The organism is uncultured Clostridium sp. (assembly GCF_934754925.1).
Lineage (GTDB): Bacteria > Bacillota > Clostridia > Clostridiales > Clostridiaceae > Clostridium.
The window spans coordinates 21,550-33,661 of the sequence record NZ_CAKVJA010000013.1; the positions used below are offsets into that span (position 1 = coordinate 21,550).

11 protein-coding genes are annotated in these 12,112 nt (G+C 29.1%); 9 read left to right on the plus strand and 2 right to left on the minus strand.

Going from position 1 to position 12,112, the window contains the following annotated elements; translation table 11 throughout:
* Positions 1 to 88 precede the first annotated feature (88 nt).
* The 4 genes from Q0G30_RS06350 to Q0G30_RS06365 all read left to right on the plus strand — a co-directional run bounded on the left by Q0G30_RS06350 (position 89) and on the right by Q0G30_RS06365 (position 4,089).
* Positions 89 to 1,690, plus strand: coding sequence for a Na/Pi cotransporter family protein (locus Q0G30_RS06350; protein ID WP_294388013.1), 1,602 nt, complete (start codon positions 89 to 91; stop codon positions 1,688 to 1,690).
* A gap of 127 nt (positions 1,691 to 1,817) precedes the next feature.
* Positions 1,818 to 2,510 carry an N-acetylmuramoyl-L-alanine amidase CwlD gene (gene cwlD / locus Q0G30_RS06355; protein ID WP_294387931.1) on the plus strand — a complete coding sequence of 231 codons (693 nt, stop codon included), beginning with the start codon at positions 1,818 to 1,820 and terminating at the stop codon, positions 2,508 to 2,510.
* Positions 2,511 to 2,676: 166 nt separating this feature from the next.
* Positions 2,677 to 3,519 (plus strand): fumarate hydratase, encoded by an 843-nt coding sequence (locus Q0G30_RS06360; RefSeq protein WP_294387934.1) that lies wholly within the window; start codon positions 2,677 to 2,679, stop codon positions 3,517 to 3,519.
* Between the two features lie 12 nt (positions 3,520 to 3,531).
* A complete protein-coding gene (locus tag Q0G30_RS06365) occupies positions 3,532 to 4,089 on the plus strand; it encodes a Fe-S-containing hydro-lyase (protein WP_294387936.1) in 558 nt (185 codons plus the stop codon).
* Between the two features lie 64 nt (positions 4,090 to 4,153).
* Here Q0G30_RS06365 and Q0G30_RS06370 read toward each other — a convergent pair whose 3' ends face one another.
* Positions 4,154 to 5,011 (minus strand): YitT family protein, encoded by an 858-nt coding sequence (locus Q0G30_RS06370; RefSeq protein WP_294387939.1) that lies wholly within the window; start codon positions 5,009 to 5,011, stop codon positions 4,154 to 4,156.
* 307 nt (positions 5,012 to 5,318) lie between these two features.
* Between Q0G30_RS06370 and Q0G30_RS06375 the strand changes: the two genes are divergently transcribed.
* The 3 genes from Q0G30_RS06375 (at position 5,319) to ptsP (ending at position 10,621) form a co-directional block, all read left to right on the plus strand.
* Positions 5,319 to 7,556, plus strand: a complete 2,238-nt coding sequence (locus Q0G30_RS06375) for a ribonucleoside-diphosphate reductase subunit alpha (protein WP_294387941.1) — start codon at positions 5,319 to 5,321, stop codon at positions 7,554 to 7,556.
* Between the two features lie 74 nt (positions 7,557 to 7,630).
* Complete coding sequence (locus tag Q0G30_RS06380) at positions 7,631 to 8,665, plus strand: ribonucleotide-diphosphate reductase subunit beta (protein WP_294387943.1); 1,035 nt, start codon at positions 7,631 to 7,633, stop codon at positions 8,663 to 8,665.
* Positions 8,666 to 9,001: 336 nt separating this feature from the next.
* Positions 9,002 to 10,621 carry a phosphoenolpyruvate--protein phosphotransferase gene (gene ptsP, locus Q0G30_RS06385; RefSeq protein ID WP_294387945.1) on the plus strand — a complete coding sequence of 540 codons (1,620 nt, stop codon included), beginning with the start codon at positions 9,002 to 9,004 and terminating at the stop codon, positions 10,619 to 10,621.
* 36 nt (positions 10,622 to 10,657) lie between these two features.
* Here ptsP and Q0G30_RS06390 read toward each other — a convergent pair whose 3' ends face one another.
* Positions 10,658 to 10,855 (minus strand): hypothetical protein, encoded by a 198-nt coding sequence (locus tag Q0G30_RS06390; RefSeq protein WP_294387947.1) that lies wholly within the window; start codon positions 10,853 to 10,855, stop codon positions 10,658 to 10,660.
* A gap of 163 nt (positions 10,856 to 11,018) precedes the next feature.
* On the opposite strand from Q0G30_RS06390, the gene Q0G30_RS06395 reads away from it, so the two are divergent.
* Both Q0G30_RS06395 and Q0G30_RS06400 read left to right on the plus strand, forming a co-directional pair.
* Entirely contained in the window at positions 11,019 to 11,555 is a 537-nt protein-coding gene (locus Q0G30_RS06395; protein WP_195963617.1) for a chromate transporter, read from the plus strand.
* Positions 11,555 to 12,079 carry a chromate transporter gene (locus Q0G30_RS06400; protein ID WP_294387951.1) on the plus strand — a complete coding sequence of 175 codons (525 nt, stop codon included), beginning with the start codon at positions 11,555 to 11,557 and terminating at the stop codon, positions 12,077 to 12,079. The genes Q0G30_RS06395 and Q0G30_RS06400 overlap by 1 nt, the downstream gene beginning before the upstream one ends.
* Positions 12,080 to 12,112: the final 33 nt, after the last annotated feature.

Here is a 12,112-nt window from a genome sequence, read left to right on the forward strand (position 1 = left end):
TAATTTTTATTGTACACTTAACCATGTAAAAACTTTATAAAATTATACAATATACAAGAGTGAAGGAGAAAAAATCTTGGATACAATAATGACAATAATCAAGTTATTAGGTGGATTAGGGCTATTTATTTACGGAATGAAGCTGATGGGTGACGGCCTAGAAAATGCTGCAGGAGAGGGATTAAAGAAGATATTAGAAAAAGTAACTAAAAATCCTATAATAGCAGTAGTTGTAGGTGCAGTAGTTACTATGGTTATTCAAAGTAGTAGTGCTACAACTGTAATGGTAGTTGGATTTGTTAATGCAGGATTAATGAATTTAGCACAAGCAGCTGGAATTATTATGGGAGCTAACATAGGGACAACTATTACGGCTCAATTAGTTGCATTTAAATTAGATCAAATAGCACCAGTTTTCGTTTTTGTTGGCGCTATGATGGTAATGTTCGTAAAAGGTAAGAAAAGAAAAGAAATAGGTAACATAATATTAGGTTTTGGTATATTATTTGTTGGTATGGGAACAATGAGTGGAGCAATGAAGCCATTAACAACATTACCTATGTTTCAAGAAATACTTACAACAGTAGGACAACATTGGTACTTAGGAGTAATAGCAGGGGCTTTAATTACAGCAGTATTACAAAGTTCATCAGCTACTACAGGTATATTAGTAGCTTTAGCTACTGCAGGTGCATTAAATATTAATCAAGCATTGCCAATAATTATGGGTTGTAACATTGGTACTTGTATAACAGCAATGCTTGCAACAGTAGGTACAAACAAAACAGCACATAGAGCAGCTATGTTACATTTAATATTTAATGTTGTTGGTACGTTAATATTCTTACCGATAATAATACCAGGTTTTTTAGGTGAGTTCGTTTCATATTTTACTGGGGATGTAAAGAGACAAATAGCTAATGCACATACAATATTTAATGTAGTTAATACATTAATAATGGTACCTTTGATTCCAGTATTATGTAAAGTTGTAGAAACACTAATACCAGGGGAAGATGATGAAAAGGTAGGACCTAAATATATTGATGATAGATTATTAGAAACTCCAGTAATTGCAGCTGGACAAGTGGTAAAAGAAACTATAAGAATGGCTAATAAAGCTAAATTAAGTTTGGAATTAGCTATGGATGCATTTATAAAAAATGATGAAAACTTAGTTGAAAAAGTTTATCAAAATGAAGAGGTAATTAATAACCTTGAAGAAAGTATAACTACATATTTAGTGAAACTTTCTAAGTGTGAATTATCAGATAAAGAAAAAAATATAGTTGCATCTACTTTCCATATAGTAAATGATATAGAAAGAATAGGTGATCATGCTGAAAATCTTGCAGATTTAACGGTTCAAAAGATAAATAAAAAATTACAATATAGTGAAGATGCTATTAAAGAAATGACTAATATGTATCAAACTACATTGAAAGCATTAGATGTATCAATTGATAGTTATGCTGATAGAGATGCAAATAAAGCTAATGAAATAAGTAACATTGAAGAAGAAATAGATAAACAACATAAGAGATATAGAGATTTACACATAAAGAGATTACATGAAGGAACTTGTAATGCTTATGCAGGAGCAATATTCTTAGACTTACTAAGCAATTTAGAAAGAATAGGAGATCACTCTACAAATATAGCTGAAATAGTTATTGAAAATAATGAATAAAAAAAGGAGCCAACAAAGGCTCCTTTTTTTATTCATTATTTATATGAACTCAAAGAAATATATAAAGTATAATAAGTTTAAAATTTAAACATAATAAAAGTGATATTAAAATAATGGAGGATATGTCATGAAGAAAGTAATTGTTGCTATTATTACATGTCTACTTATTATTACTTATATAATTCCAGTTAACGCCTTTGTTTTTGATAATTCAGATAAAGTTATTTTAATTGATCCAGGGCATGGAGGAATTGATGGCGGAGCAAAATCTAAAACAGGAACTATTGAAAAAGATATAAATTTACAAATAGCGTTAAAATTAAGAGATAATCTTGAAGAAAAGGGATATAGGGTATATATGACAAGAGATGAAGATGAAGGGCTTTATCAAAAAGGTAATACTATTAAGGAAAAAAAGAGAGAAGATTTAAATAAAAGAGTTGAAATGAAAAAACAAACAGATTGTGATATATTTGTTTCAATTCATCAGAATATGTTTCCACAAAGTAAATGTTATGGAGCACAAGTATGGTATGCTTCAAATGAAAATAGTTATAATTTAGCTACAGTAGTTCAAGATTCAATAAAGGAATCTGTTAAAGATAATAATAAAAGAGTAGCTAAGCCAGCGGCTGAGGCATATTTAATTTTAAGAGATAAATATGAAGGTGCTTCAATATTAGTAGAATGTGGTTTCTTATCAAATCCAGATGAAGAATCTAGATTAAAAAGTGATAAGCATCAAACTTTAATAGTTGAAGGAATATCAAATGGAATTGATAAGTATTTTGAAGGTAATATAAATAAGAGTACAGAATAATAGCAATTTCCTCGGAAATATATAAAATATTTATGTAGTAATAAAGTAAATTATAAAGCCGGCTTAGGTCGGCTTTATAATTATATGGTGATTTACAGTATATATCTTGTAAAAAATGTAATAAAATAATAAACTAAAATTATAAGAGTAAAGAGGGGGATTATAAGTGAGAGAAATACATATATCAGAAATTATTAATACAGTAAAAGAACTATGTATAGAATCAAACTATTATTTATCAAATGATATAAGGGATGCATTATGTAGAGCTAAAAAAAAGGAAACATGGCCATTAGCAGAAAATGTTTTAGAGCAATTGATATTAAACTCCAATATTGCTAAAAAAGAAGATATGCCAATATGTCAAGATACAGGGATGGCATGTGTATTTGTGGAAATAGGACAAGAAGTGCATATAGTTGGTGGACTATTACAGGATGCTATTAATGAAGGGGTTAGAAAAGGATATGATGAGGGATTTTTAAGAAAATCAGTAGTTAAGGATCCTATTGATAGAGTTAATACTAAGGATAATACACCATCTGTTATTTATTACGATATAGTACCAGGTGATAAGCTTAAGATTACAGTTGCTCCTAAGGGATTTGGCTCTGAAAATATGAGTAGAATAAAAATGCTTAAACCTTCTGATGGATTACAAGGGGTAAAGGATTTTATAATTGAAACTGTAAATTTAGCTGGTCCTAATCCTTGTCCTCCGATAGTTATTGGAGTTGGAATTGGAGGAACTTTTGATAAAGCAGCTTATTTAGCTAAGAAAGCCTTAATTAGACCATTAAATAAAAGGAACACTGATAAATTTTATAGTGATTTAGAAGAAGAACTATTAGAGATTATAAATAATTTAGGAATAGGACCACAAGGCTTTGGCGGTAAAACAACTGCTTTAGGATTAAATATAGAAACATATCCAACACATATTGCGGGATTGCCTGTTGCAGTCAATATTAACTGTCATGCTACAAGGCATAAGGAAAGGGAAATATAAGGGGGATATGAAATGATTAAAACTATAAATACACCTTTAACTGAATCTATTACAACTAAATTAAGAGCTGGAGATAGTATTCTATTAACTGGAACTATATATACAGCTAGAGATGCAGCTCATGGTAGATTAATAAATCTATTAAATGAGGGAAAAGAGCTTCCTATAAATTTGAAAGATGAAATTATATATTATGTTGGACCTACTCCAGAAAAGCCAGGACAAGTTATAGGATCGGCAGGACCAACAACTAGCTATAGAATGGATAGTTATGCTCCTAGACTTTTAGACTTAGGATTAAAAGGAATGATAGGCAAAGGAGCTAGAAGTCAGGAAGTAATAGATGCGATTAAAAGAAATAAATCAGTTTATTTTGGTGCAATAGGAGGAGCTGGAGCATTAATTAGTAAATGTATAACTTCATGTGAAGTCATTGCATATGATGATTTAGGGGCTGAAGCTATAAGGAAGTTAGAAGTAAAGGATATGCCTTTAGTTGTTATTATTGATACTGAAGGAAATAACTTATATGAAATAGGAAAGAATGAGTATTTGAATAGTAATAAATAAAAAAAAGCGGTTTAATCCGCTTTTTTTATTATAAATTCTAATTGGAGAGAATTTATAAAATAATTTAAATGCTTTGGAATCCCTTACCTTTTACCTCAGAAATATCAATAATGGTAATAAATGCTTTAGGATCAATTCTAAGAATTTTATTTTTTAAGCTTATCATTTGAGATGTAGTTACAGCAACATATAAAAGCTTCTTTTGGTTATGAGTATATCCTCCCTCAGCCATAAGAGATGTAATACCACGATTCATATCTTTTATTACATAAGTTATTATATCTTCTTCTTTTTCGGTTAAAACAAGAAGAAGCTTTTTACTAGTGAATCCACTTAAAACCTTATCTAATATACTACTTGTAATAAACATAGATATAAGAGTATATAGAGCTTTAGGTAAACCAAAAATAAATGCTGCTAAAGTTACTATAATTAAGTTAAAGCCAAATCCAACTTTACCTATATCAAGATTGGAATATTTTTTTCTTACAACCATAGTTATTATATCAGTTCCTCCAATAGAACCATTTCTAAAGAATACTAAACCATAACCAATTCCACTTAAAACACCACCATATATACAATATAATAATGTATCATCAACTTTAACTAATGAAGATAATGGTTTAGTTATCATTAATGCTGTTGAAAAAGAAATCATTCCTATGGCAGTATAGATAGTAAATCTTTTACTAAGAAATTTATAACTTATAAAAAATAAGGGAATATTAAGTATAAATACAGTAATACCAGATGGGATATTCCATAGATATTGAAGAATAAGTCCTATACCTGTTACACCACCACTTAATAATCCTGCATTAGATAAGAATAAATTTACTCCCAGAGAAGAAATAAAACAGCCTATTATAATTACTACAATATCAACATAAAAACTTTTATTTTTAAACAAATCTTTCATAATAATACCTCTGTATAGATATAGCTATAGTTAACATAAAAATTATATATTAAAAAGCGAAGTATGTTAAGTAGTTTATTGAAAAGTAACATAATGATATAAAAAATATTTTAAGGAATAATAAGGGAGAATAATTATTTATAAATAGTTATTATAGATAAATAAAGAAAAAGATAGTATTTAAATGAAATAGTATTTTTTTTGGGATTTTTTGATTTCTACTTTATTTTACAAGAATAAATAGCAATATTATAATTAACAATATATTGTATGAGAGATATAAGTATGTACAACATATAGTGGAGGAATGAAAGTGATTAATTTAGATAATATATGCCAAAAAGCAATTGATGGGATAGATGATTTACAAGGAATATACATAAAAGAGAAACTTATTGAAAGCTGTAAAAATATAATTAGAGAATCTATGGATAGTGAAGGAATTAGGGATTCTGTAATTCAAGCGGCATTGGAACTAACTACAGAGCAAGAACCTAAATGGCAATATGTTGCATCTAAGTTATACGTATATAGGTTGTATGATGAGGTTAGAAGAAATAGAAGAATAGATTTAGAAGAAAAGCCTTATAGTAAATTTTATGAATTTATTAAAGAAATGACAGATAAAAATTTATATGGAAAATATATCTTAGAAAATTATTCTAAAGCAGAAATTCAGGAGTTAGAAAAAGAAATAAAGCCTGAAAGAGATTTTATATTCACTTACAGTGGAATAGATTTATTAACAAAAAGATATTTAATTCAAGATTACAATAGAAAACCTCTTGAGCTTCCACAACAAATGTTTATGGGAATAGCAATGCATTTAGCAGTTCCAGAAAAGAAAGAAGATAGAGTTATGTGGGCAAAGAGGTTTTATGATGTTTTAAGTTCACTTAAAGCAACTATGGCTACACCTACAATGTCAAATGCAAGAAAGCCATTTTATCAATTAAGTTCATGTTTTATTGATACAGTAGAAGATAGCTTAAAGGGAATATATAAATCATTAGATAACTTTGCTGAAGTTTCAAAATTCGGTGGTGGAATGGGAATTTACATAGGAAAAATAAGAGCAATGGGTTCAGCAATAAGAGGATTTAAGGGTGCTTCAGGAGGAGTTATTCCTTGGATAAAGCTATTTAATGATACAGCAGTGGCTGTTGACCAATTAGGTGTTAGAAATGGATCAGTTGCTATATGGTTAGATGCATGGCATAAAGAAGTCCCAGAATTTTTACAATTAAGAACTAATAATGGTGATGACAGAAAGAAAGCTCATGATATATTCCCAGGTCTTTGTTATCCAAATTTATTCTGGAGATTAGCAGAAGAGGATATAGATGCAAATTGGTATATGATGTGTCCTTATGAAATAAAGTCTATTAAGGGATATTCATTAGAAGATTTCTATGGAGAAGAATGGGAAAAAAGGTATTATGACTGTGTTAATGACGAAAGAATAGATAAAAGAGTTATGTCTGTTAAGGATATAGTTAGATTAATAATAAAAAGTGCAGCTGAAACAGGCACTCCATTTGCTTTCTACAGAGATACAGTAAATAAAATGAATCCTAATAAACATAAGGGAATGATTTACTCATCAAATCTTTGTACTGAAATAATGCAAAATATGAGTCCAATGGATATTCAAGAAACAACTATGTATGATGAAAATGGAGACACTATTATCGTAGAAAAGATTAAAGCTGGAGATTTTGTAGTTTGTAATTTATCATCTGTTGTTTTAGGAAATATAGATGTAACCAATGATGAAGAAATAGAATATGTAGTCGAAACTCAAATAAGAGCTATGGATAATGTTATAGATTTAAACTATTATTCAGTACCTTTTGCTGAAGTTACTAATAAAAAATATAGAGCAATTGGATTAGGAACTAGTGGATATCATCATATGCTTGCCAATAATAAAATCCATTGGAATGATGAAAAACACTTAGGATTTACCGATAAGGTTTATGAAAAGATTAATTATTATGCAATTAAAGCAAGTATGAATATTGCAAAAACTAAAGGTGAATATTCATGTTTCAAGGGTTCAGATTGGGATAATGGTGATTACTTTAAGTTAAGAGATTATAATTCGGAAGAATGGATTAAGTTACAAAAGGATATTAAAGAATATGGGTTAAGAAATGGATATCTTTTTGCAGTTGCTCCTAATGGTTCTACTGCAACAATAGCAGGAACTTCAGAAGGTGTAGATCCAGTTATAGCAAGATTCTGGCTAGAAGAAAAGAAAGGAAGCATAGTACCAAAAACAGCTCCTAATTTAGGTTGGGAAAATTTCTGGTTCTATAATTCTGCATATAATACAGATCAAATTCTTTCTTTAAAGATAAATGGAATAAGACAAAGACATATAGATCAAGGACAATCATTTAATCTATATATAACAACAGATTTTACTATGAGACAGATAATGAATTTATATATAACAGCTTGTAAATGTGGTGTTAAATCTATTTATTATGTCAGATCAAAATCATTAGAGATAGAAGAATGTGAAAGCTGTTCAGCATAAAATATAGAAATTAGATTAAACATTTCACTATATCCTAAGAGGTATAGTCAAATTTGAATAGTGGGAGAATAATAATGAACATAAATAAAAAGCCTTTGTTTAATGAAAATGGTGATATAGAAGTTAGTAAAAAGAGAATGATAAATGGTAATACTACTAACTTAAATGATTTTAACAATATGAAATATAGCTGGGTTGCTGATTGGTACAGACAGGCAATGAATAATTTTTGGATTCCAGAAGAGGTAAATTTATCACAGGATTTAAAGGATTATAATAAGCTTAATGAGTATGAAAGAGCAGCGTACGATAAGATTTTATCTTTTTTAATATTTTTAGACTCAATACAAACAGCTAATTTAAGCAATATAAATAATTATATAACTGCAAGTGAAGTTAATTTATGTTTAACTATTCAAGCTTTCCAAGAAGCTGTGCATTCACAAAGTTATAGTTATATGCTTGATACTATATGTTCACCAGAAAAAAGGAATGAAATTTTATATCAATGGAAAGATGATAAAATTCTTTTAGAAAGAAATAAGTTTATTGGTGAACAATACAATAAGTTTTTGGAAAATCCAAGCAAAGAGAATCTTATAAAGACAATTATGGCAAACTTTATATTAGAGGGAATTTATTTTTACTCAGGTTTTATGTTCTTTTACAATCTTGAGAGAAATGGGAAAATGCCAGGATCATCCCAGGAAATACGTTATATAAATAGAGATGAAAATACACATCTGTGGTTATTTAGAAACTTAATTAGAGAACTTCAAATTGAAGAGGCAGATGTGTTTACAGATGAATTAGTTAATGAATTAAGACTTATGATGAAGAATGGAGTTGAGCATGAAATTAATTGGGGAAATTATGTTATAGGAGAAAATATCCAAGGAATTAATAAGAATTTAATTGAATCATATATTAAGTTCTTAGGAAATAAGAGGTTGAAAGAAATTGGATTAGAGCCATTGTTTGAAGGATATGATAAAAATCCAGCAGCATGGGTTGATTCATTAGCTAACGCTAATTCTGTTAAAACAGATTTCTTTGAAGCTAAATCAACGGCCTATGCGAAAGCTAGTATTTTAGTTGATGACTTGTAAGTAAAAGGAATAAGGTTTCCATTAAAAGCCCAAGTTTAATATTTGGGTGCTTACTTTTATTATTTAAAATTAAGTTTTAGCATCAAAGTTTCCACAAAAATATAAATTTTAAAAAAATTTAATGATAACGTTCTTAAAAATATGTTATAATAATTTTTGTTCGTATAAAATTTCTATAATAATAGATTAAAACTGAAAAAAATCTATTTATAAATACTAATTAAATGTTTATATTTTTATCACGAAATTTACATAATATTGTATTAGAGTGATGTAAGGTATAAAAAGATTAATAACAGTACTAAATTTATGCTTAAGTGTAGGAGGAAAATTGAAATGAAAAAAGGTATCGCTGCATCAAAAGGTTATGCAATAGGTAAAGTATTCATTCAAGAACATGAAGAAATAGTTATAACTGACGCAAAGGTTAGTGACGTAGCTGCAGAAAAGGAAAAATTAACACTTGCTTTACAAGCATCAAAAGAACAATTAACAGCAATTAAAGAAAAAACACTTGCTGAAATAGGTGAACATGAAGCTGCTGTTTTCGAAGCTCATTTAACATTATTAGATGACCCAGAATTTACTGGAACAATGGAAGCTACAGTTGAAGGTGAAAGCTTAAATGCTATGAAAGCTGTTCAAAATGTAACAGATACATTCGTTATGATTTTTGAATCAATGGACGATGCTTACATGAGAGAAAGAGCTGCTGATATTAAAGACGTTTCTAAGAGAATCATCTCTAACTTAGCAGGAAAAGGTGGAAGTGGATTTGCTATAACTGAAGCAAATACAGTTGTTGTTGCTTACGACTTAACTCCATCAGATACAGCTCAATTAGATAGAACTAAAGTTGTTGGTTTCTTAACTGATATCGGAGGAAGAACTTCACACTCAGCTATTATGGCTAGAACATTAGAAATCCCAGCTGTTGTTGGTTTAGGAGATATAACTAAAACAGTTAAAAATGGTGATTCAATAATTGTTGATGGTATTGAAGGATTTGCAATAATTAATCCATCAGAAGAAGTTATTGCTGAATATCAAGCTAAAAAAGAAAAATTTGCAGCAGAACAAGAAGAATTAAAGAAACTTATCGAAGTTAAAACTGTAACTAAATCAGGTAAGAGAGTTGAAGTTTGCGGTAACATCGGTAAGCCAGAAGATATAGATCAAGTTTTAGCTAATGGTGGAGATGGTGTAGGTTTATTCAGAACTGAATTCTTATACATGGACAGAGATCAAGCTCCAACTGAAGAAGAACAATTTACAGCTTACAAAACTGTTTTAGAAAAAGCTAATGGTAAGCAAGTTGTTATCAGAACATTAGATATCGGTGGAGATAAGGTATTACCTTACTTACCATTACCAGAGGAAATGAACCCATTCTTAGGCTACAGAGCTATAAGATTATGTTTAGATAGAAAAGATATATTCAAAGTTCAAATCAGAGCTTTACTAAGAGCTTCTGTATATGGAAATCTATGCGTTATGTTCCCAATGATTTCAGGCTTAGAAGAATTCCAAGCTGCTAAAGAATTCGTTGAAGAATGTAGAGCAGAATTACATGCTGAAGGAGTTAAAACTTCTGAAACTACTCAATGGGGTATCATGGTTGAAATTCCAGCTGCAGCAGTTATGGCTGATGAATTAGCTAAGTATGTTGACTTCTTCTCAATCGGAACTAACGACTTAATCCAATACACATTAGCTGCTGATAGAATGAGCGAAAAGGTATCATACCTTTACAACCCAATGCACCCAGCTGTATTAAGATTAATAAAGATGACTATAGATGGTGCTCACAAACACGGTAAGTGGGTTGGAATGTGTGGAGAAATGGCAGGAGATGAAGCTGCTATCCCTACATTAGTTGAATACGGATTAGATGAGTTCTCAATGAGTGCTACATCAATCTTATCTGCTAAGAAGATAATATTAGAACAAGAATAATATATAAAGAGAGAACCGCAAATGCGATTCTCTCTTTTATTCATATTGGCCATAAATTTTTTCATATAACTCATATAATTTATTAACCATTAAAGTAATTTTATCTTTTAATTCCTCATAAGTAACCTTATCCCTTTTTAATAAATTCCCTCTAACTATATTTCCTTCTGAATCAACACCATAACTATTCGATAAGTATAAATCAACATCATGTTCAGGACTAATTACCCTCATATTACCAATTAGATATTGTTTGTATTGCAACCTTAATAAGAAAAGTTCCCAATAATTATATAATTTGTTATATTAATAGTAATAGCTTAAAGTCTTATCTACAAAATATAAAGTTTTAAAAAGCGATACATTTTAATGGAAATGAAAGAGAAGAGGGGAGTATATGAAAAAGTTAATAGAATTATTTATATCTATATTTAAGATTGGAGCTTTCACTTTTGGTGGTGGATATGCAATGATTCCATTAATTGAAGAAGAGGTAGTTAATAATAAAGGTTGGTTAAGTAAAGAAGAATTTGTTGATATTTTAATAGTTGCACAAAGTTTACCGGGAGCCTTAGCAGTAAATACATCTATATTTTTAGGTTATAAAATAAGTGGAATACTTGGAGCAATAACTACATTAATTGCAGTTATACTACCATCATTTTTCATAATATTAATAATAGCTATATTTTTTATGCAGTTTAGAGATAATTATTATATTAATGCAGCATTTCAGGGAATAACAGCAGCAGTTCCAATTCTTGTATTAGTAGGTGCAATTAGCTTATCAAGGGGCTTATCAAAGAATCTTAGAACAATATTAACAATAATTATAGCACTAATAGCGTTAATGTTTTTTAATATTCATCCGGTATTAGTAGTAGTAATATCAGGTGTATATGGAGCTATATTCTTAAGGGAAAAGGTGAGTTAATGGAACTATTAGTTAGATTATTTATAGCATTTTTAAAAATTGGAACTTTTAGTTTTGGTGGTGGATATGCAATGCTACCATTAATACAAAAAGAAATAGTAGAAAGTAATACTTGGATATCAATGTCTGAGTTTACAGATATAATAGGTATATCACAGATGACACCAGGTCCGGTAGCTATAAATTCAGCAACATTTGTTGGATATAAAGTAGGTGGAATAATAGGAAGTATAATAGCTACTTTAGGGGTAATTACAACATCTTTTATATTAATAACAATAATAAATAAGTTATTAAGTAAGTTTAAAGAGTCAAAAGTTGTTAAAGCAGCCTTATTAGGAATGAGACCTGTTCTTATTGCACTTATAATATATGCATTTATAGATTTAGCAAAAGAAGCATATGTAGATTTAAAAAGCATAATAATAACTTTGATAATTGGAGTTATATTATTGTCAAAAAAGGTCCACCCTATATTAGTAATAGTTATGGCAGCTATATTGGGAGTATTTTTTTATACGTAGACCTTAAAAACTAATATAATTAAGCTATTTAAA

Bases quoted from the DNA above. Each gene is read 5' to 3' on its own strand.
- cwlD (WP_294387931.1), top strand. From the start codon at position 1,818: ATGAAGAAAGTAATTGTTGCTATTATTACATGTCTACTTATTATTACT.
- Q0G30_RS06370 (WP_294387939.1), bottom strand. From the start codon at position 5,011: ATGAAAGATTTGTTTAAAAATAAAAGTTTTTATGTTGATATTGTAGTA.
- Q0G30_RS06395 (WP_195963617.1), top strand. From the start codon at position 11,019: ATGAAAAAGTTAATAGAATTATTTATATCTATATTTAAGATTGGAGCT.
- Q0G30_RS06390 (WP_294387947.1), bottom strand. From the start codon at position 10,855: ATGAGGGTAATTAGTCCTGAACATGATGTTGATTTATACTTATCGAAT.
- Q0G30_RS06375 (WP_294387941.1), top strand. From the start codon at position 5,319: ATGAAAGTGATTAATTTAGATAATATATGCCAAAAAGCAATTGATGGG.
- Q0G30_RS06400 (WP_294387951.1), top strand. From the start codon at position 11,555: ATGGAACTATTAGTTAGATTATTTATAGCATTTTTAAAAATTGGAACT.
- ptsP (WP_294387945.1), top strand. From the start codon at position 9,002: ATGAAAAAAGGTATCGCTGCATCAAAAGGTTATGCAATAGGTAAAGTA.
- Q0G30_RS06380 (WP_294387943.1), top strand. From the start codon at position 7,631: ATGAACATAAATAAAAAGCCTTTGTTTAATGAAAATGGTGATATAGAA.
- Q0G30_RS06350 (WP_294388013.1), top strand. From the start codon at position 89: ATGACAATAATCAAGTTATTAGGTGGATTAGGGCTATTTATTTACGGA.
- Q0G30_RS06365 (WP_294387936.1), top strand. From the start codon at position 3,532: ATGATTAAAACTATAAATACACCTTTAACTGAATCTATTACAACTAAA.